General features: G+C 41.4%; 15 protein-coding genes and 1 tRNA gene. 14 read left to right on the forward strand and 2 right to left on the reverse strand.

Going from position 1 to position 21,153, the window contains the following annotated elements:
• Nucleotides 1-272 precede the first annotated feature (272 nt).
• The 6 genes from AQPE_RS13415 to AQPE_RS13440 all read left to right on the forward strand — a co-directional run bounded on the left by AQPE_RS13415 (nucleotide 273) and on the right by AQPE_RS13440 (nucleotide 10,510).
• On the forward strand, nucleotides 273-1,562 hold the full coding sequence (locus AQPE_RS13415; protein ID WP_318347012.1) for a hypothetical protein: 1,290 nt from the start codon (nucleotides 273-275) through the stop codon (nucleotides 1,560-1,562).
• 216 nt (nucleotides 1,563-1,778) lie between these two features.
• On the forward strand, nucleotides 1,779-2,291 hold the full coding sequence (locus tag AQPE_RS13420) for a hypothetical protein (protein ID WP_318347013.1): 513 nt from the start codon (nucleotides 1,779-1,781) through the stop codon (nucleotides 2,289-2,291).
• Complete coding sequence (locus AQPE_RS13425; RefSeq protein ID WP_318347014.1) at nucleotides 2,278-2,412, forward strand: hypothetical protein; 135 nt, start codon at nucleotides 2,278-2,280, stop codon at nucleotides 2,410-2,412. Before AQPE_RS13420 ends, AQPE_RS13425 begins: the two co-directional genes overlap by 14 nt.
• Before the next feature lie 736 nt (nucleotides 2,413-3,148).
• On the forward strand, nucleotides 3,149-3,844 hold the full coding sequence (locus tag AQPE_RS13430; protein ID WP_318347015.1) for a hypothetical protein: 696 nt from the start codon (nucleotides 3,149-3,151) through the stop codon (nucleotides 3,842-3,844).
• A 199-nt stretch (nucleotides 3,845-4,043) separates the two neighbouring features.
• Nucleotides 4,044-9,539, forward strand: a complete 5,496-nt coding sequence (locus tag AQPE_RS13435) for an Ig-like domain-containing protein (RefSeq protein WP_318347016.1) — start codon at nucleotides 4,044-4,046, stop codon at nucleotides 9,537-9,539.
• A gap of 29 nt (nucleotides 9,540-9,568) precedes the next feature.
• Nucleotides 9,569-10,510: a PorP/SprF family type IX secretion system membrane protein gene (locus tag AQPE_RS13440; RefSeq protein ID WP_318347017.1), complete on the forward strand. Its 942-nt coding sequence runs from the start codon at nucleotides 9,569-9,571 to the stop codon at nucleotides 10,508-10,510.
• A 108-nt stretch (nucleotides 10,511-10,618) separates the two neighbouring features.
• Here the strand turns inward: AQPE_RS13440 and recQ are convergent, their stop codons facing one another.
• Nucleotides 10,619-12,799: a DNA helicase RecQ gene (gene recQ / locus AQPE_RS13445; RefSeq protein WP_318347018.1), complete on the reverse strand. Its 2,181-nt coding sequence runs from the start codon at nucleotides 12,797-12,799 to the stop codon at nucleotides 10,619-10,621.
• 224 nt (nucleotides 12,800-13,023) lie between these two features.
• On the opposite strand from recQ, the gene tatC reads away from it, so the two are divergent.
• The 7 genes from tatC (at nucleotide 13,024) to AQPE_RS13480 (ending at nucleotide 18,643) form a co-directional block, all read left to right on the forward strand.
• Nucleotides 13,024-13,881: a twin-arginine translocase subunit TatC gene (gene tatC, locus AQPE_RS13450; RefSeq protein WP_318347019.1), complete on the forward strand. Its 858-nt coding sequence runs from the start codon at nucleotides 13,024-13,026 to the stop codon at nucleotides 13,879-13,881.
• A 20-nt stretch (nucleotides 13,882-13,901) separates the two neighbouring features.
• Nucleotides 13,902-14,624: an LPS export ABC transporter ATP-binding protein gene (gene lptB, locus AQPE_RS13455; RefSeq protein WP_318347020.1), complete on the forward strand. Its 723-nt coding sequence runs from the start codon at nucleotides 13,902-13,904 to the stop codon at nucleotides 14,622-14,624.
• Between the two features lie 90 nt (nucleotides 14,625-14,714).
• A tRNA-Leu gene (locus tag AQPE_RS13460) sits at nucleotides 14,715-14,796 on the forward strand.
• A gap of 143 nt (nucleotides 14,797-14,939) precedes the next feature.
• Complete coding sequence (gene tig / locus AQPE_RS13465; protein ID WP_318347021.1) at nucleotides 14,940-16,295, forward strand: trigger factor; 1,356 nt, start codon at nucleotides 14,940-14,942, stop codon at nucleotides 16,293-16,295.
• Between the two features lie 113 nt (nucleotides 16,296-16,408).
• Complete coding sequence (gene clpP / locus AQPE_RS13470) at nucleotides 16,409-17,083, forward strand: ATP-dependent Clp endopeptidase proteolytic subunit ClpP (protein WP_318347022.1); 675 nt, start codon at nucleotides 16,409-16,411, stop codon at nucleotides 17,081-17,083.
• Between the two features lie 18 nt (nucleotides 17,084-17,101).
• Nucleotides 17,102-18,322, forward strand: a complete 1,221-nt coding sequence (gene clpX / locus AQPE_RS13475; RefSeq protein WP_318347023.1) for an ATP-dependent Clp protease ATP-binding subunit ClpX — start codon at nucleotides 17,102-17,104, stop codon at nucleotides 18,320-18,322.
• 78 nt (nucleotides 18,323-18,400) lie between these two features.
• A complete protein-coding gene (locus AQPE_RS13480; RefSeq protein ID WP_318347024.1) occupies nucleotides 18,401-18,643 on the forward strand; it encodes a hypothetical protein in 243 nt (80 codons plus the stop codon).
• Nucleotides 18,644-18,807: 164 nt separating this feature from the next.
• Here the strand turns inward: AQPE_RS13480 and rmuC are convergent, their stop codons facing one another.
• A complete protein-coding gene (gene rmuC / locus AQPE_RS13485) occupies nucleotides 18,808-20,154 on the reverse strand; it encodes a DNA recombination protein RmuC (RefSeq protein ID WP_318347025.1) in 1,347 nt (448 codons plus the stop codon).
• A 329-nt stretch (nucleotides 20,155-20,483) separates the two neighbouring features.
• Between rmuC and AQPE_RS13490 the strand changes: the two genes are divergently transcribed.
• Nucleotides 20,484-21,146: a uracil-DNA glycosylase gene (locus AQPE_RS13490; RefSeq protein WP_318347026.1), complete on the forward strand. Its 663-nt coding sequence runs from the start codon at nucleotides 20,484-20,486 to the stop codon at nucleotides 21,144-21,146.
• Nucleotides 21,147-21,153 lie beyond the last annotated feature (7 nt).

Consider the following 21,153-nt stretch of genomic DNA (forward strand, 5'->3'; position numbering starts at 1 on the left):
ACTCACCCCAAGCCCATCTGCGATGTGCTTTTCCCCTCTCTCGCGAGAGAGAGGGGCAGACTGGAGCTAGCGACAGTTGGGGTGAGTCAGAAAAATGAATTAAAAATGGGAAGAGAGAATGAAATTGAAAAATAAAACCCTTACTCACCCCAAGCCCATCTGCGATGTGCGTTTCCCCTCTCTCGTGAGAGAGGGGCTGACTGGAGCTAGCGACAGTCGGGGTGAGTCAACAAAATACAATAAAGAAGTTATTAACCTTAAATAAATAAAAAATGGAACAAAACTACATCGAAAAGCAAGTGAAGAATCAAATTCAATTAATCGTTCGCGAAACAAATTCCGAAGTGAATTATTCAGCACTTCGATTTCAATCGAAACTGAAATTATCCGGTATTTTTATAATCCCTAATAAAGGGAAAGGGCCGCCAGGCCAAACGCGTAGCCCGGGTTATTTTCCTAAGCACCCGCCCGATGAAGTCGCCACCCCCGACAGGGTTTCGAACCCTGTTAGGGGTAAAGGCCACATTTTTAATAGTATACATTTTTTTAAAACAATAAAACCAAATTTTTTATTACAATTAAATTTTTTAATCATGAAAAAGCAATTTTTATTTCTCACGATGTTTTCGGTTGCGTTAATTTTCGCTGGTACTAACAAATCTTATGCGCAGTGCGCTGATGATGCTTTACATCCAATGGCTGGAAAGGATTACCATTATGTGATTACAACAGCTGGTGGTGGTACTGCTAAATCCTATGAATGGATTGTTACAACTTCAACTGACATTGTTAAAACAGGGACTTTTGCAACAACGATCGCTCCAGGACCAACTACTTATACAATAACTAATGCAGGTACTGCAGATGCAACTATTAACTGGTCACCAACTGTAATTGCAGCAGCGATGGCGGCAACTCCTACTGATTATTATGTAGCGGTTAAATATGTAGCTACGAGTGCGGCGGATGGTTGTGATGTGGATAATGTTAAGGCTTATAAAATCAACCCTGTGAATATGTTCCAAATCGACCTTGCTAATGTTAAATCGGATGGTTCTGCAGGTACTGGTAATAATTGTACATCTACTGTTGTTGATGCAAAAATTACTGCTGGTGCTACTCCTACTATTACTTATGATTATGGCACAAGCAGTGTATATGTAAAAGTTACTGCCAAAAATTTCAGTGGCAGTTGGGATATGACTGTTGGAAGTGGCCTTTTGGCTGCTCTTAATGCTGCCGAATCTGGAAAGCTGTATTGGTCACCAACTATTGGAGGTACAGAAATCGAAGTAACTCCTGGGACTGCTATAACTATTCCGGAAAAAACTATTGATCCTACTGATGCAGAAGATATTTATTTAAGACTTGAGGTTGATCATAACACATGGGAAGGGTTGACTGCAGAAGCATTCCCATTTGCTGTTGATGGAAAAGATAAAGCAGGAAATGATGATGTTTCCGCAACTTGCGCCGCAGATGCTGACATTGTCACTCAAACGATTCTGGAACGTCCAACAATTACTAATGGCACTGTTGTTGGTGGGTTTATTATGCCGTAATTATATTTTAGAATTATAAAGATAGATATTTTTGCTTTTTCATGAAACCCTATACTTTTTCCGGTTGGGTGGCTTCTGTAGCTTCGATGAACTCAGTTAACGAAACCCCCGATCGGAAAAGGAAGTGGGAAATGAAAAACAGAAAGGAATTTGATCCTGAGCCACGGCTCCTACTGTAAGGTTTAAAATATTCATTATCATTTAAAACATCAACTAATGAATTCAAACGCTCACATTGAACATTCAATCTTCAACTTAAGAGCTTCGAACGGTTCCTTTAACCTTCCGAACGCCCACTTCATGCTTTCGAACGACTGTTTCAGCCTTTCGAATGCCTTCTCAATGTCTTGCAACGACTACTTAAGCCTTTGCAACCGTTACTTAAATGCTTGCAGCCGTTACTTAGTGTCTTGCGGGAGCTACTTAAGCCTTTGCAACCGTTACTTAACGTCTTGCAACGAGTATTTCACATCTTGCGACGAGTATTTCATGTCTTGCAATGAGTATTTCATGTCTTGCAACGAAGATTTCACGTCTTGCAACGAGTATTTCGCGTTTACGAACGATGTTTACACGTTTTCAAACGGTTATTTAACTTTTTCGGGCGACCTGATGCCCAAAAAGCAGAATGACCATGCGAAAATCCATCGGGATTGTGGCAATCCATCAAAAAAAGAACAGATTGCTTCGTCGTACCTCCTCGCAATGACGGGTAATGGAATTAATTAAATACGATGTGACCCATGTGGTTCAACAATTATTAAAAACTGAAATGCCAATGAATACAGGACAGATGCCGGAAATTCAACCTTTTGCAAATCCATTGAATTGTCCGGAAGAAAGCCGATAAGAGTTATAAGTTAAGAATGATGAGTTATGAGTTCCCTCAACGGAGTGTCATTGCGAACTCAGTGAAGCAATCTGTTGGAAGAACCAGAAATGATGAACATGATTGCCGGTATGCGAATAGATTGCCACGGCTTCGTGCCTCAGCCTCGCAATGACGATGAATTACGCATTATCCTTTGCCGTCTGCTTTAGCTGACGGACATGGAAATCATCATCAGCGCGTCATTGCCTGCCCGATGTAAGCGGACGAACGCAGTGAAGCAATCTCAAATTAGAACGGATTGCTTCGTCCCTCGCAATGACGGGTAAAAGAATTGATTAAATACTATGTGCCCTATGTGGCTATGTAGGTTACATTAAAAACAACAAAAAATGAAAAACAAACAATATGGCCCGAAAGGATCACGGGGCGACCCGCCCATCGAATCCGGATCACGGGGTCACCCTTACTGGATTTATGATCCATGGGGTGATTCCCCGGATCGTTGGTGCGAACAGCACTTTCACGGAACGTCATTGCGAACGTAGTGAAGCAATCTGTTGGAAGAACTAGAAATGATGAACATGAATTATCCGTATGCGAATAGATTGCCGCGGCTTCGTGTCTCAGCCTCGCAATGACGATGAATTAAGCATTATCTTTTGCCGTCTGCTTTAGCGGACGGACATAGGGTACGACAGAGCTCACACCGAAGTCGGACTGACATACAGAAACAGAAATTAAAATTGAAAATTAATTGAAGAAGCTCTTGTACATAGCACGTTATCCGGCACTGGCAGTTCTGCTGCTGATGCTGTTGGCTTGGACACCCGTCCTGGCCCAGACCGTCGTGTACCAGGGACAAACCACGCCACTTTCTGTGGTTGACCAAAACGTGGGTGATACCTATTCCTGGGAATTGTACGATGATGGTACTGTAAACTTTGCAACAGTGCCAGGCTCCTGTCCAACCAGTAAAGCTGATTTTGTTGGTGGAAATACAGGTGCAACAGTGAGTGTTGAGTGGAAACAACCGGGAACTTATTTCTTTAAAGTCAATGCTTTAAACATAACAGGATGTACGAATAATCTGAGAGTCGGAATTGTTAAGGTAATTCCTTCGTTGCCAAAAGCGGTTCTGGAGATGAGCCCTGAAGATATTTGTGTTGGAGAATCGGCTGAACTGAAAGTTACGTTTAGCGGCAAAGATCCGTGGAGTATGAAATTGCAGGCTAAGGATCTGGTAACAGGAATAATTTCGATAGAGGATCATTCGGGAATCACGGCAGCGGGTAATCCATTACGAATACCGGTTAATCCAAATACAACAACCGAATACACGGTAATTGAGGTAAGTAATGAGTTCGGTGTACAGACAATTCCGTCAAATTCCGTAACATTGACAGTTCATCCATTGCCTGAAAAAACGCCTATTTATCTGAAAACACCCTGAGGATAAAAAAGGAATGAGGAATGAGACAATTTGAAAATAAGAAGATGAAACAATTTAAAGATGAGACAATTTAGTTTATTAGATAACTTAATAATGGTCGTCATTGCGAGGAACGAAGCAATCTGTAAATCGCGAGCTTGCTTCACTACGTTCGCAATGACGAAATACATTTCGTAACCCGAAACCCGAAACATATAAAATGCTGAAATTGCTGAAATACATACTACTGATGACCTTCTTCCTGGTTGCGCCTGCCGCAGCAAGGGCTCAGTATGTCATCGACAAAGTATGTAAAGATGCGGTGCGTACCTATCGGGTTGATCAGGGAAATGGAGAGCCCGTGTTAAGTTATAACTGGATATTGACTGATGTTTCAGGAAGTCAGTTACTCGTTTCTGCCGGAAGTCCATCGGGTGCCGGAAGTGAAATTAAAATTACATGGAGCTTCGATCCGGGAGTTTACACCTTGTCGGTAGAGAAGCTGACTCAATTTAGTTGTCAGGTTAAGGAGCTGGGAATCGTTGAGGTTACACCTGTCCCCATTGTGGATGCCGGTGCCGATCAAACGGTTTGTGTTGAAACTGGAACGCTGGTGAGTCTGGACGGTGCCAAAGTAACTGATGTAACTGCTGCCGGAGTTGAATGGACAACCAGCGGAGATGGAACGTTTATTGATTCGAAAGCAGTAAATCCAATTTACACGCCTGGACCGGGCGATCTGTTGGCCGGAAAAGTAACTCTTAAGCTTACTGCGAAGAGTATGGGTGATGATGAGGATGGTTGCCTTCAGGAAGATGAAATTGAAATCAAGCTCAGCCCCAAACCCTTGTTAGTAATTACAAATCCGAAAGCGGTATGTGAACCTGATGGGGTCGATCTGACCGCTGCATCGGTAACTGTAGGAAGTACTAAACCTATTGGAGTAGAGCCGACATACTGGATGGATGCTGCCACGACAATTGCACTGGCAAATCCTAACCATGTGATCGTATCAGGAACTTATTACATTAAGCTTGGTGACAATGTAAATTGTCAGGATATACAGCCAGTAATTGTTACTATCAACAAACAGCCCAATCTTGTGATTAAAGATCCACTGGCAGTTTGTGAACCCTCAACGGTCAATTTAGCAGCCTCTTATATTACTGCAGGAAGCGATCCTGGTCTGACATTCTCGTATTGGAACGATGCTTCAGCAACATCACCGCTTGCAAATTATAATGCAGTAAGTTCAAATGGAACTTTTTACATTAAAGCTGTTATTGGAGCTGAATGTTCTTCAAGCATAAAGCCGGTAACAGTATCGATTATACAAAAAAGTGAGCCACAATTTAATATCTTAAATTTATTGTGTCAAAACAGCACTCCTCCGGATTTGCCAACCATTTCAACGGACAACATTACTGGTTCATGGAACCCATCTGTTATTTCGACCAGTTCACTCGGAGATGCTTCCTATGTGTTTACGCCTAATCCGGGAGAATGTGCATTACCAACATTAGTTAATATTACCATTACCGATAACATTGTTCCAGCATTTTCGGCCATTGGTCCATTCTGCGTAGGCGAATCTCCAACTCCGTTGCCCCTAACATCGAACAATGGTATTAAAGGAACGTGGAATCCTGCAACAATTTCAACAACCACAAGCGGAACGAACAATTATATTTTTACTCCTGATCCCGACCCCGGGCAGTGTGCAAATCCGTTACCAATACAAATAAAAGTTACTGATCCGGTTACTCCAACTTTCGATCCAATTGATCCAATTTGTCAAAATTCAGCGAATCCCTTGCCTGGCAAATCCATCGAAGGAATTCCGGGGAGCTGGTCGCCAGCGTTTTCATCGGCTACAGAGGGTTTAACCACGTACACATTTACTCCAAATAATAGTTTCTGCTTCAAAACCACAACAGTTGATGTTGTGGTTAATCCGCCAATAGTCATCACCGAGACTCATGTAAATCTTGATTATAGCGTTACTCCTATTGGCAGCATTAATCTTACAGTAAGTGGCGGTAGTGGAGATTTTAGTTACTCATGGACTGGACCAAATGGGTTTACATCATCCTCGAAGGATTTAATAGGTTTGGCTGAAGGAAGTTATGCTGTGACCGTTGTTGACAATTTAACAAATTGCCAGGAAATAAAAACGATAATTCTTACTTCGTTTGTTGTCCCACTTACTGTTACTACAAATAATACACTTGAAACCTGCCCCGGTAGTGGTGATGCAACTGCAACAGCAATTGCTTCCGGAGGAACTTCACCATATTTCTATCAATGGGAAAATGGGCAAACCGGACAAACGATAGGCGGTTTAACTGCAGGGACTTATAATGTTACAGTTACCGATGCTGATGGAACAAGCATACCTGCAAGCGTTTCTATTCCAAAAGCAACGAGCAAATTTGGGTTTAATCCAACATACAATAATCCTTGCTTTGGAGAAAAAGCTTATATCGAAATATATTTTACAAATGTGCCTAACGGTCTTGGACTTATTGATGTTTATTATGATGGCGGCAAGTTTCCAGACTTGACCATTATTGACAATTACGTTAAGATTGATAATGTGGATGTAAGAACCTACAATAATGTAAGGATTCAAATCAACGGATGTTGGTCGGATGGGATTCCGCTTTATATAAAATACCCTGATTACACTTTGGCAGCTGTCGGGAAAAACCCTCTTTGTGCCGGTGATAATGGAAGTATAGATTTAAGCTTCACCTATGTATTGGATGGTTTTTATGAAATTTTATATGATGGTGGTTCTTTGGGGATGGTCGAGGTTAAAGGAGGTAAGGCAAGCGTATCGGTGCCACCCGGAGAATACAACAACCTAAAAATTGTTGTAGAATCCTGTCCAACACCAGATGGTGTTTCAGTTAAAATAAATGAAATGCCAGCATTGACCCCACCAACAGTTGAAATTGTTCAACCCGATTGCGATATTCCGGCAGGAACGATCAAGGTACTAACTCCTTTGCCATCGGCTGGTATAACCTATACATTAAAAGGCACAAATCCGGTAGTTCTTCCACAAACAAATACAACAGGTGTATTCGCGGGATTGGCCGCGGGTGATTACGACCTGTTTTATACCGATGCAATGGGGTGTACTTCAACTCCGGCGGTCAGCATAAAGATTAATGCTCACCCTGTAACGCCAGCCGATCCAATCGCTATCGTTGTTGCTCCTGAATGTGAAAAATCTCCAATTCAAACGCTCAACGCCAACAGTGGTATTTTTCCTCCTCCTGCAGGGGTTGTCATTGTTTGGTACGATGCCCTCACTGGAGGCAATGCGATTGCTAATCCAATATTAAATACAACAACTACAATAACTTATTTTGCAGAAGCAACAAATGGCGAATGCGTAAGTAAAAACCGTACTCCGGTGACTCTTACTTTAATTCCAACGCCGCCTGCCCCTGTAAGTAAAGGCGATATATCGGCATGCGAAAGTTCACCTTTGGTTATTCTTGATGCCCGCGATGCCATTGATGCTACAGGTAAAAATATTGTATGGTACGACAAATTGGTTGGTGGAAATGTGGTTGCTGCACCTACATTGAATGCTGTGAGATCGGTAACTTATTATGCTGAAGATGTAAACGGTGTTTGTGCCAGTTCTCCTCGTACTGCGGTAACATTGTCCATATACCCTTTGCCCGTCAAACCTGTTGCCGTGGTTAGTGTCGCGCCACGATGTATCGATACTTCAGGAGTGATTGAAGTTAAATCGCCAATAGGATCAGTCTATAATTACAGCATCGACAATGGGGCTTACCAATCCTCCATGACTTTCGCTAATCAGACCCCTGGTGTTCACTCCATACGGGTTAAAAACATGATTACGAATTGCGAGTCAGGCCTGACTCCCATAACTGTTCCTGACATTCCGCCTGTGCCTCATATTACAAATTTAACTGCGGAAGACTGCATCTGTTATGGGGATTCAGGAAAACTGAATTTTGAATTCGCAAATGTTGTTGATGGAACCTACGTCATTGTTTATGTTGGTGGTCAGTTCAACAATGTAAAAGTAGTTAACGGCAAGGCATCGATTATGGCGCCTGCCGATACCTATAACGTTTTAGCGATTGAGGCCAATGGATGTACTTCGCCTGAAAATTGGAATGTCGAGATTAAACAACCCGATCAGATTTCGGTTAGTGCAACAATTACTGAAATTGATTTAAAATCGAAGCAAAAAGGAGAAATCAATCTGACGATTACTGGTGGTACCGGACCTTACCAAACCATTTGGCAACCTAATCCTTTCAATGGTTTTGCCGGCGCTACAACTGAAGATATTAAAAATCTGGATGCCGGAGTATATGTGGTGTCGGTTACCGATGCCAATGGCTGTCAAAAAACATATTCAGAGACCATACCAAAAGCAAACATGCCGCCAATTGCAACGAACGACGAGTTTACAGCCAGTTGCGGTGTTATAACCGGAAATCTGGTTTATACCGATAATGGCAGCGGGGTTGACTCAGATCCGGATAACGATCCAATTTCTATTGATACGACACCTATTAAAAATCCGTCGCATGGAACATTGACTATTCATGCGGATGGTTCATTTGAATATGTAGCAGATCCAGGACGTACCGGTGATGATAGTTTCCGCTACCAGATTTTTGATATAAAGAAAAATCCGAGTATTCCGGCAACTGTGACCATTCATATTGTTCCGGATACTGACGGCGACGGAATTGTTGACGAATTTGATCCGGATGCTGATGGTGATGGAATATTAAATGTTGACGAATCGACAGCTGGGGGCGATTGGAAGAAAACTGACAGCGATGGCGATGGATATCCAAATTATCTTGATATCGACTCCGATAATGATGGTGTCGTTGATAATATCGAAGCACAAAGTACGCCTGGTTATAACAGACCTTCAGGAACAGATAAAGATCACAATGGGATTGACGATTCTTACGATCCGGCACAGGGCGGCATCAGTATTGTACCAGTTGACACTGACGGTGATGGAATCCCAGACTTTTTGGATGTCGATTCCGATGGCGATGGTGTTCCGGATTACATCGAAGGGCATGATTTAAATGCGGATGGGAAACCTGATTATGTTTCTATCGGTAAAGATTCTGATGGCGATGGTTTGGACGATGGGTTTGATACATTTGTAAATGTGTGTACCCCTTCCGATAATGTACTCGCAAGTAATGCGGACATACAGGATTTCGATGGTGATGGCATAAAAGACTGGCGCGATGAAGATGACGACGATGACGGTTATTTGACCCGGTTTGAAGATATGAATGGCGATGGCGATTTTAGTAACGATACGTTTGGACATCCCGGACATCCCGAATACCTCTGGAAAGGGCGCGATTGCGATTTGTTTATCCCGAATGCCTTCTCGCCAAACGGAGATAACATTCACGACTATTTCCAAATTTATTGCACGAACGACTATCCAAATGCCAAATTGTATATTTTTGATCAACTGGGGAATAAATTGTATGAAAAGGAACATTACGGAAATCTTCAGTTTTGGGGCAGTTACGACCGGGCATGGTGGGATGGACGAACAGCTAACCGGGCAGCCACAACAACGAATGGGGGAATGGTAACTCCGGGAACCTATTACTATGTGTTGCAATTGGGTAATGGCGATGTTCGAAAGAGTTTCGTATTTGTATCGTATTAGAATGAGAAGGTGAAGTATAGAAAAAACTGATGATTCGAAGGTTCAGACATATTGCTGTTTTAATATTGCTTTTGGTTGTTGCTGGTATTAAGGCCAAAGGACAGGAATTCCCTTGGTCGTTGCAATATGTTACCAATATGAACACCATCAATCCGGCATATGTAGGGATGTGGGATAGAGCGGGTTTGTTGGTTTCAACGCGAATCAATTGGGTAGGTATTAAAGGATCGCCATTAACACAGCAGTTTTCATATTACACGCCTATAAAAGATCAGAAAAGCGGTATCGGAGTGAATCTTCAGCGAAGAAATCTGGGGCTGGAAAAAAGTTTGTTCCTGACTGGCGATTATTCTTACCAAATTCGGCTTGATGTGTACAATTACCTTCGCTTTGGGTTTCGTGCTGGTTTTGTGAATTACGATAACAATTTGAATGCCTATCAACTTTATCCAGATCAAATTCCTGATTCTGAATTTACTACCGATGTTCGCCAATATTTCATGACTGTGTTTGGGGTGGGAGCGGTATTGTTTGATGACAGGTATCATGTCAGTCTGTCTATTCCGCAGATCATCAACAATACGTTTAAAGTAAATCAAAATGGGTTCTCATCGCTGCACGAACTTCGGACAATTTATCTGGCCGGCGGATATGTTATCAAACTGCCAAGCACCATTATGATTCGTCCTAATTTGCTTGTTGTTGCAACCGTTGGAAAACAAGTTTATTTTGATGCCTCTGCAATCGTATATTTACCCGGTGATCTTCAGTTTGGGCTGAATGTTAGGAGTAACGGCGCCATATGTTTATCCGCCCAATACACATTTAAAAATAGCATTCGGATAGGTTACGCCTCAGAATATCATGTGATTGAGGATATTCGGAAATATCAGCTTGGAAGTTATGAAATTATGGTTGGATATGATTTTAACTTGTATCGGAAGAAAAATACCAGACCATATTACTTCTGATCAGTTTATATTCTCTCATAAATAATCCTGACAGATAACATTTCTGCCAGGATTATTTTTTTTTTGTAGATTCTGTCTGCCAGAATGGAACAGTTTTTTCAGATCAGATTAATTTCCCAATTCAGAAAGGAAGCGAATTCGCATCAACCGAACGTCTGAATCGGTATATTCATCTTCGCCAAGTTCCTTGAGCGCATCTTCAATACTGTCGTTGTTCGCCTCTCTGAAGTATTCAAAAATTTCTTCCTGACGGTCTTCATCAAGTATTTCGTCGAGGTAATAATCGATGTTTATCTTGGTTCCGGAGTTTACAATGGTTTCAATTTCCGAGATCAGATCTTTCATGTCGATGCCAATCGAAGCGGCAATGTCATCGAGCGAAAGTTTACGGTCGATGCTTTGGATGATGCCCACTTTAATTTTTGATTTGTTGGCAACACTTTTAACCACCATGTCCTGTGGACGGTCAATTTCGTTCTCTTCGACATACGACTTGATCAGTTCAACAAATTCTTTACCATAACGCTTGGCTTTCCCTTCTCCAACCCCCTGAATGTATTTCAGTTCTTCTAAAGTAATCGGATATTGCAAAGCCATATCAGCCAGCGACGGATCCTGGAAAATGACGAACGGCGGAAGGTTAAGTTTCTTCGAGATCTTCTTCCGAAGATCTTTTAACATCGAAAAAAGCTCCGGATCACCAGCGCCACTGGCCTGAGCAGCTGCTGCGTTGGCCTCTTCCTCAATGGCGTCGTAGTCGTGGTTGCGAACCAGTAAGAAGTCAACAGGGTTTTCCAGAAAATCGTATCCCTTTTGAGTCATTTTAAGCAACCCGTAGTTTTCGATGTCTTTATAAATAAACCCGGCAATCAAGCTTTGCCTGAACACTGCATTCCAGAATTTTTCGCCATGATCGTTACCCGAACCAAAAGCTTCGAGTTCGTAATGCCTGAACGATTTAATGGCGGCAGTTTTTTTTCCGGTAAGAATATCCGACAGATGCTCAGCTTTATATTTTTCCTTTACTTCGATGATGGCCTGCAAAGCGCGGCATATTTCATCTTTTGCTTCAATTTGTTCTTTTGGATTAACGCAGTTATCACAATTTCCACAAGGTTCTTCTAATTTTTCGCCAAAATAATTCAGAAGAATTATGCGTCGGCATATGGCTGATTCGGCATACGAAGCTGTATCGAGCAACAATTGACGCCCAATCTCCTGCTCGGCAACAGGTTTGCCTTGCATGAATTTTTCCAGTTTCTGAATGTCTTTTGCCGAATAGAGCGTAATGCAAATTCCCTCACCGCCATCCCTGCCTGCTCGTCCGGTTTCCTGATAATAGCCCTCCAGACTTTTAGGAATATCGTAATGGATCACAAAACGTACATCCGGTTTGTCTATTCCCATCCCAAAAGCAATAGTGGCAACAATTACATCAACTTCTTCCATCAGGAATTTGTCCTGATTGCCTGATCGGGTTGTCGAATCCATTCCGGCGTGATAAGGCAGAGCCTTAATGTTATTTACAACCAGTGTTTCCGTTAATTCTTCAACTTTCTTTCGGCTCAAACAGTATATGATGCCCGATTTTCCTTCATGTTCCTTGATGAATTTAATGATCTGGGATTCAGGTTTCGACTTCGGTTTTACTTCGTAAAATAAATTCGGACGGTTAAATGATGCTTTGAAAACATTGGCTTCTAACATTCCTAATGTTTTCTGGATATCATGCTGAACTTTGGCTGTTGCGGTTGCAGTAAGAGCGATTAATGGCGCTTGTCCGATTTCAGAAACGATAGGTTTGATTCGACGGTATTCCGGCCTGAAGTCATGACCCCATTCAGAAATACAATGCGCTTCGTCAATCGCATAAAACGATATTTTGACATTTTTCAGGAAATCAATATTGTCTTCCTTAGTTAAGCTTTCGGGAGCAACGTAAAGTAACTTTGTTTTTCCTGATGTGACATCATCGCGTACCTTTTGAGCTGCAGCCTTGGTTAGCGACGAGTTTAAAAAGTGAGCAATGCCATCCTCCGTGCCAAAACTCCTGATCGAATCGACCTGATTCTTCATCAACGCAATCAATGGAGAAATAATGATGGCCGTACCATCCATGATAAGTGCGGGTAATTGGTAACACAGCGACTTTCCTCCTCCCGTGGGCATTAATACAAATGTATCATGGCCATCCAACACACTTTTGATCACTTCTTCCTGTTGGCCTTTGAAACGATCAAATCCGAAATATTTCTGGAGATGCTCAGTTAACTTGTAATCTATTCCCATAAAAAAAGACCGATTTACAGATCAAAAAAAATATTTGCATTTTGTATAAGTATCCCGAAGGTATATAAAATATCAATTAAAACGCAATGGCGTTGTCCGAATTTCGATACTTTTAGCGCTCCTTTAATTAAAATTAAGATATAGCCCAAGGAATGAGAAAGGAATATAAGCTATATTTGTGCGAACTTTTTTAATCCAACCTGAACATTTATTTATACTGTATTATGGCTGAAGAAACCAACAGAGAAGAACAATCAACCAAGAAAAAAAGTGAGCCAAAGGCAGAAATGTCTTTTCTGGATCATCTGGAAGCGCTTCGGTGGCACTTTCTCAAATCGATTTCAGCAATAATTATTGGGGGTGTAGTTGCCTTTATTTACAGTGATTTTGTTTGGAACTCTATTATTTTAGCGCCTAACAGTCCAGATTTCTGGACCAGTAGAATGTTAATTAAACTTGGAGACTTTATTGGAGTTAAGTCAAATGGATTGAATCAACATCCGATTGAGTTAATTAATTTCGATTTATCCGGACAATTTATGGTCGATGTTTGGACCGCCATTATTGCTGGTTTTATTGTTGCTTTTCCATATGTGGTCTATCAGTTCTGGAGTTTTATTAAACCAGCTCTCTACGAGAATGAACGAAGACATGCTTCAGGTGCCGTTGCCGTCATGTCGGGTCTTTTCCTGATTGGAGTTTTATTTGGCTACTTTTTAATTGTACCTTTTTCATTAGACTGGCTGGGTTCCTATAGCATAAGTAAAGATATTGTCAATCAAATCAATATACTTTCATACATTAGTTCTGTTACTTCAATCGTTATTGCCGGGGGTATCTCGTTCGAGCTACCGGTAGTGGTATATTTTCTGAGTAAAGTAGGACTGCTTACACCAAAATTTCTAAGAAAATACAGAAAGCATTCTTATGTGGTTTTATTAATCATTGCAGCTATTATTACACCTCCGGATGTGCTCAGCCAGATGATTGTAACTATTCCACTGGTAATTCTTTACGAGGTGAGTATCTTTATTTCTGCAAACATTGATAGAGCACATCAACGAAAACTGGATGAAAATTAAAATTGCAGGTACCCATTGAGATGAAACTTAGAGCAGATAATATTGTCAAAAAATATCGTAAACGGACTGTCGTAAAAGGAGTTTCGTTCGAAGTGAATCAGGGTGAGATCGTTGGTTTACTTGGACCAAACGGTGCCGGTAAGACCACTTCTTTTTACATGATTGTTGGATTGATAAAACCGCTTTCAGGTCGGATTTTTATCGACGATGAAGAGATAACTATGATCCCGGTTTATAAAAGGGCTCAAAAGGGCATCGGATATTTGGCTCAGGAGGCCTCGGTTTTCAGGCAGATGAGTGTCGAAGACAATATTCTTTCTGTATTGGAAATGACAAAGATCCCCAAAGCAGAACAATTACAAAAGGTTGAGACCCTGTTGAATGAATTTGGGCTTCAGCATATTCGTAAAAGCAATGGTTATCAGCTTTCGGGAGGAGAGAGGCGTCGTACCGAAATTGCACGTGCGTTGGCAATTGATCCGAAGTTTATTCTTTTGGATGAGCCTTTTGCCGGAGTTGACCCGATTGCCGTTGAAGACATTCAATCAATTATTAAAAAGCTAAAAGCTAAAAATATTGGGGTGTTGATAACCGACCACAATGTGCACGAAACGCTTACAATTACCGACCGATCCTATCTTTTGTATGAAGGATCAATCATGAAGGCCGGTACTGCTGAAGAACTTGCTTCCGACGAGGAAGTCCGCCGCGTTTATTTGGGTCAGAATTTCGAACTTCGGTAATTTGTTCGGTTTTTGAAAAAAAACAATTCAAAAGATTTTGCTGTGGTGTTGGATGTGTAAAATAAATGACATACATTTGCACCGCATTTAGCGGGCGTGGCGGAATTGGTAGACGTGCCAGACTTAGGATCTGGTGCCTTACGGCGTGGGGGTTCGAGTCCCTTCGCCCGCACAACAAAAGAATAACCGCCTTGCTTTACCTTGAAAAAGGATAAGCAAGCGGTTTTTATTAATTTAAAGCAATAGGTTTCGGATCCGGAACTTTCAAAAAGTTCTTCTTCCTTCCTCATTCCCAATAACTTTAAGAGTTGAATTATGAATATTACCAGAGAAAACATCGACGAACTGAATGCAATTCTCACTGTTTCGATTGAGAAGAATGATTATGAAGCCACAGTAAACGACGTTCTGAAGAACTATCGTAAAAAAGCTAATATGCCGGGATTTCGTCCCGGAATGGTTCCTGCAGGTTTGGTTAAAAAAATGTACGGAAAAGCAGCACTTGCTGAAGAAGTCAATAAGATTCTTTCGAAAAGCCTGACTGAATATATTCATGCTGAAAAATTGAATGTATTGGGCGAACCACTTCCAAACGAAGAAAAGCAAACACCAATTGACTGGGATACTCAATCAGATTTCAGCTTTGTATTTGATGTAGCGATGGCTCCTGCATTTGATGTGAAACTTGATGAAATGACCGCTTTGCCTTTTTATACCATTGCTGCTGACGACGATATGGTTAATAAGCAATTAGAAGCTTATGCCGGTCGTTTGGGCGAGAATAAAGTAGTTGAAGCTGTTGAAGATAAAGATACTGTACGCGGAAACTTTGTTCAGTTGAATGAAGACGGAAGCGAACTGGAAGGCGGAATTGTTGCTGAAAAAGTGGTTATTGCAATTGATGTCATGAAAGATGAAGAAATTAAAGCTTCATTCATTGGTAAGAAGGCAGGCGATGTGGTTGTTTTTGATCCGGTTAAAGCTTATGACAACAAACATGAAGTTGGCCACATGCTGAATATTTCGCACGAAGAAGCTGAAAAACTTTCAGGAAATTTCAGTTTTACCATTGTTGAAGTGCTTCATTTCGAAAAGGCAGAGCTGAATCAGGATTTATTCTCAAAAATTTATGGTGAGGATTCAGGAATTTCTACTGAAGAAGAATTCAAAGCCAGAATAAAAGCAGAAATTGAAGAGAACTTTGTTCATTCAAGCAATTATAAATTCGCTCTTGATAGCCGCGATGCTTTGCTCAAAGCAATCCCACTCAGTTTGCCTGAAGCTTTCCTGAAACGCTGGATTAAAGCTACCAACGAAAAGATGACTGACGAGCAGATTGATGGCGATTTCGATAATTTCATGACCGACCTGAGATGGCAGTTGATTAAAGACAAAATTGTAAAAGACAACAACCTTCAGATCACCGAAGAAGATGTTCGTTCTTTGGCAAAAGAAATGGCAGCCATGCAATTCCGTCAATATGGTTTGAATAATGTGGGTGAAGAACATTTGGAAAACTATGCCAATCACATGTTGAAAGACGAAGAAGAACGTCGCAAATTGGTTTCCCGCAAACAAGAAGATGTAATCATTGCAACGATAAAAGATAAAGTTACGCTCGATGTAAAAGGAATTAGTTACGAGGAGTTTAACAAAATGCTGGAAAATTAATTTTCTAGCTGTTTAGTCAATAGCTTATTTTTTTAACTTTGTGAAAATCTGATTTTGCTTGTATAAGTAAAACTGATCTTCACAAAGTTTTTTTTTAACAAGAACCCACGATTATGAGCAACGGAAACGAATTCAATAAATATGCAACGAAGCATTTGGGTATCAGTAGCCTGAATATGCATCGTTTCGACTCTGTTTTTACCAACAGTTTAACTCCTTACATCATTGAAGAGCGTCAGTTAAATGTGGCCTCGATGGATGTATTTTCCAGGTTGATGATGGATCGGATCATCTTTTTAGGCACACCAATCGACGATTACATTGCCAATATTGTTCAGGCGCAATTGTTGTTTTTGGAGTCAGCCGATCCGAGCAAGGACATTCAGATTTACTTTAATACTCCCGGAGGTTCGGTTCACGCCGGTTTGGGAATTTACGATACCATGCAAATCATTTCTCCGGATATTGCAACTATTTGTACCGGAATGGCGGCTTCTATGGGAGCAGTTTTGCTTACTGCCGGTACTCATGGGAAACGCTCTGCACTTAAACATTCAAGGGTGATGATTCATCAACCAATGGGTGGCGCATCAGGACAAGCTTCTGATATTGAAATTACAGCCCGTGAAATCATGAAACTAAAGAAAGAGTTGTACGATATCATCGCAATTCACAGCGGCAAAACGTATGATCAGGTTGAAAAGGATGCTGACCGCGATTACTGGATGACTTCGACAGAAGCCAAAGAATATGGCATGATTGACGAAGTTCTGATCAGTCACAAATAACAATTAGAACTATTGAAAATGAAAATGGATAAATGTTCGTTTTGCGGGCGTGAGAAGAAAGAAGTTAACTTGCTGATTGCCGGCATGGAAGGACATATTTGCGATAGTTGTGTGGAACAGGCCCATGCCATTGTTGAGGAAGAATTCAAGAAAGATGATACTTTTGATACAAAAGGACTGAAATTGATGAAACCAATCGAGATCAAGAACTTTCTCGATCAGTATGTCATTGGTCAGGAGCATGCAAAGAAAATTCTTTCGGTGGCCGTTTACAACCATTACAAACGATTAAATCAGCCTGTTTCAGCCGATGAGACTGAGATTGAAAAATCAAATATTATCATGGTCGGTGAAACCGGAACCGGAAAAACCCTTTTGGCACGGACAATAGCCAAAATGTTGCATGTTCCGTTCACTATTGTTGACGCTACCGTACTTACCGAAGCTGGTTATGTGGGCGAAGATATTGAGAGTTTGCTGACCCGGTTGTTGCAGGTTGCCGATTACAATGTAGAAGCTGCTGAACGTGGAATTGTATTTATTGACGAGATTGATAAAATTGCCCGTAAAGGAGATAATCCTTCCATAACCCGCGATGTTTCAGGCGAAGGCGTTCAACAGGGCCTTTTGAAATTGCTCGAAGGTGCCATTGTGAATGTTCCACCTCAGGGCGGGCGTAAACATCCGGAACAAAAAATGATCGCTGTAAATACAAAAAATATCCTTTTTGTTTGCGGTGGAGCATTTGATGGAATTGATAAAAAAATCGCTCAGCGCCTGAATACCAAGATTGTAGGTTACGGTGCCCAGAAAAAAGCAGATGTGATTGACCGCAATAATATGATTCAATATATTTCCCCGCAAGACTTAAAATCGTTTGGTCTTATTCCTGAAATTATTGGTCGTATTCCGGTGTTGACTTATCTGGAACCTCTCGACCGGAAGGCTTTGCGCAGTATTTTGACCGAACCTCGTAATTCGTTGATCAAGCAGTACATTAAACTTTTCGAACTCGATCATGTGGAACTTAGTTTCGACGAAGAGGCGCTAGAATTTATTGTTGATAAAGCAGTTGAATTTAAATTGGGAGCGCGCGGACTTCGTTCGATCTGCGAAAATATCATGAACGATGCCATGTTCGATACTCCTTCTGCTAATGTGAGTACCATGAAGATCACTCTCGATTATGCGCAGGAAAAAATTGACGGCGCAATAACCGTTCGGTTAAAAGCAAGTTAACTTGCACTCAAAATATTCGAAAATGCAATCAGTTTTGGTTGCATTTTTTATTTCAGTTAAATATAAAAATTGATTAAAATGGATGATGAATTGCCATTTGCAAAAGGTGATTTTGTGCGCGTTGATGGAATCAATGCGGTAGTTGTGGGGAATGAAGAAGATGAAAATATTCCGCACGATCACATAGCCGTGTTTTTCGGGTCTGAATTTGCCAAACGTGAATCGGAAGGCGGTGAAGGAAACGGCAATCCTGTGGTTTGGATTATTCCCATCGATGTTTGTGAAGACGGTTTGGAGCCGGAATACAAAGAGGAAGATTGATTATACGGGTAATGATTTTCACCCATTTACAGAAAATAGTCATCAGTCACTGGGAAATTTTTAAAAGCGACTTTCCGAATGACTGATGACCATTTCCCCATCACTAATCAGTTAGATATCGTTTCTAGTCCAAATAAATTTAGACAAGATTGCTCATGACCAATTTATTCTCCAATCATTTCCGGCGGTAATTCTTTTGTAGTTTTCGCACCCAATTTCCTGATGTTTTCAGCTCGTTTCACTAGGTTCCCACTTCCGGAGTACAGCTTGCTTGTGGCTTGATCGTATGTTTTTCGGGTGCTTTCCAGGCTTTTGCCGATCGATTCCATGTCGGAGATAAACGAGACAAACTTATCGTACAAAGCGCCGCTCTGACGGGCAATTTCCAGTGCATTTCGGGTTTGGTTTTCCTGTTGCCAAATGGAGGCAATGGTTCGCAGCGTTGCCAGCAATGTCGATGGACTTACGATCACCACTTTATTGTCCCAGGCATACGAAAATAAATCCTGATCTTCCTGAACTGCAATGCTGAACGAGGATTCGATAGGTACAAACAGCAACACAAAGTCGGGACTGTTAAAACTGGGCGAGTGCTGATAATGCTTTTCGCTCAGGATTTTAATATGACTTCTCACACTCAGCAAATGTTCCTTCACAAAAGCAACACGATCTTTGTCCAAATCTGCGTTTACCAATCGTTCGTAGGCAACCAGCGACACTTTCGAGTCGACCACAATGTGTTTCTGGTCAGGCAAATGGATGACTACGTCGGGCTGAAAGCGCTGTCCGTCTTCCGAAAGAACACTTTCCTGTTTTGTGTATTCGCGCCCTTCGGTTAGGCCTGATCGTTCAAGTATTCGCTCCAGGATAACCTCGCCCCAGTTGCCTTGTTTCTTGACGTCGCCCTTCAGCGCTTTGGTCAAATTATTGGCTTCGTCGCTTATCTTCAGGTTTAGGTCGTGCAGTTTTTTGAGTTCAGCTTTCAGGTCGGTTTGATCCTTTAAACCCTTTTCGTAGGTATCTTCCACTTTCTTTTCAAATACCTGAATTTTCTCTTTCAACGGAGTAAGCAATTCGGCGATGCTTTTCTGATTGGAAGCTGAAAATTCAACTGTATTTTGTTTCAGGATTTTGGCCGCAATACTTTCGAATTCTGAGGTAAATCTTTGCTGAAGGTTTTCCATTTCCTTCTTTTGCGAATCGAGTTTCTCCTGAAGGTTGCCGAAATCGGCTTCGGCGCGTGCCTGTTGCTGTGCCTGAATTCCGTTTTCCATGCGAAGCTGTTGGACTTGAAGAAGCAATTCTTCCTTTTCTTTCTGAAGTAATTGGTTCCGGTCTTGAAATACTGATTTTTCCTTTTCAACCTCAAATTTTTGCTGAAGGAAGAGTTGATCGCTGATCTGTTTTTCGCGTTCAAAAACGGCTATCTGCTTCAGTTTTCCCGATTTCAGGATCAGGAATGAAACAACGAATCCAAGACAAAGTCCTGCCAAAAGAAATAGAATTTCCATGATTTTATTTTTCACTAAAAATACGATAAAGTTTTTGCCACAAAGTCACGATGACACCAGGAGTAGGTTTAAATCTAGTTTTTTGTTCCGTTAGGAACACCAGGTCGGTAGAATTAATGAAAATTTGTATGTCTTTTGTCCCGTACGGGACAATCCAAATCTTGTTATTCTATATCCCTACCGACAGATTTTCCCTACAGCAGATTTTCAAATAATTTCTACGTAAAAGAAATAAATTTTTGTGCCTTTGTGCCCTTGAGCCGTTGAAAATGGAATTTGAATTCCGGAGAATTTATGGCTACTTTGCTTTATCAAAATCAGGAATAATTATGGACGTAAAAATAGAAGCAAGCTGGAAAGAACAGCTTCGGGATGAATTTGAAAAACCTTATTTTAAACAACTGACTGATTTTGTTCGGTCGGAATATACCAGCCAAACCGTTTACCCACCGGCTAAGCTGATTTTTAATGCTTTCGAACAATGTCCGTTCGATCAGGTGAAGGTGGTCATCTTAGGGCAGGATCCTTACCACGGACCGGGACAGGCGCACGGACTGTGCTTCTCGGTAAACGATGGTGTCGATTTCCCGCCCAGCTTGCAGAATATTTTTAAAGAAATTCAGGCAGATACAGGAGCTGCGGTTCCAACGAGTGGAAACCTGGAACGTTGGGCGAAACAAGGAGTTTTACTGCTGAACGCGACGTTGACTGTCCGTGCTCACACTGCTGGTTCGCACCAGAAAAAAGGATGGGAGCAATTTACCGATTCGGTGATTCATTTGGTGGCCAACCGGTTGGAGAATGTGGTTTTTATCCTTTGGGGAAATTATGCCATCAGCAAAGGTGAATTTATTGATTCGCGAAAGCACTTGATTTTGAAATCTGTCCATCCGTCGCCACTATCAGCCAGCCGGGGATTCTTCGGGAATCATCAATTTTCAACAACCAATAAATATTTGCTTGAGCATGGGAAAACGCCGGTGAAGTGGTAGGTTTAAT

Source organism: Aquipluma nitroreducens (assembly GCF_009689585.1).
GTDB classification, from domain to species: domain Bacteria; phylum Bacteroidota; class Bacteroidia; order Bacteroidales; family Prolixibacteraceae; genus Aquipluma; species Aquipluma nitroreducens.

Bases quoted from the DNA above. Each gene is read 5' to 3' on its own strand.
- AQPE_RS13415 (WP_318347012.1), top strand. From the start codon at position 273: ATGGAACAAAACTACATCGAAAAGCAAGTGAAGAATCAAATTCAATTA.
- AQPE_RS13420 (WP_318347013.1), top strand. From the start codon at position 1,779: ATGAATTCAAACGCTCACATTGAACATTCAATCTTCAACTTAAGAGCT.
- AQPE_RS13425 (WP_318347014.1), top strand. From the start codon at position 2,278: ATGGAATTAATTAAATACGATGTGACCCATGTGGTTCAACAATTATTA.
- AQPE_RS13435 (WP_318347016.1), top strand. From the start codon at position 4,044: ATGCTGAAATTGCTGAAATACATACTACTGATGACCTTCTTCCTGGTT.
- AQPE_RS13440 (WP_318347017.1), top strand. From the start codon at position 9,569: ATGATTCGAAGGTTCAGACATATTGCTGTTTTAATATTGCTTTTGGTT.
- recQ (WP_318347018.1), bottom strand. From the start codon at position 12,799: ATGGGAATAGATTACAAGTTAACTGAGCATCTCCAGAAATATTTCGGA.
- tatC (WP_318347019.1), top strand. From the start codon at position 13,024: ATGGCTGAAGAAACCAACAGAGAAGAACAATCAACCAAGAAAAAAAGT.
- lptB (WP_318347020.1), top strand. From the start codon at position 13,902: ATGAAACTTAGAGCAGATAATATTGTCAAAAAATATCGTAAACGGACT.
- tig (WP_318347021.1), top strand. From the start codon at position 14,940: ATGAATATTACCAGAGAAAACATCGACGAACTGAATGCAATTCTCACT.
- clpP (WP_318347022.1), top strand. From the start codon at position 16,409: ATGAGCAACGGAAACGAATTCAATAAATATGCAACGAAGCATTTGGGT.
- clpX (WP_318347023.1), top strand. From the start codon at position 17,102: ATGAAAATGGATAAATGTTCGTTTTGCGGGCGTGAGAAGAAAGAAGTT.
- AQPE_RS13480 (WP_318347024.1), top strand. From the start codon at position 18,401: ATGGATGATGAATTGCCATTTGCAAAAGGTGATTTTGTGCGCGTTGAT.
- rmuC (WP_318347025.1), bottom strand. From the start codon at position 20,154: ATGGAAATTCTATTTCTTTTGGCAGGACTTTGTCTTGGATTCGTTGTT.
- AQPE_RS13490 (WP_318347026.1), top strand. From the start codon at position 20,484: ATGGACGTAAAAATAGAAGCAAGCTGGAAAGAACAGCTTCGGGATGAA.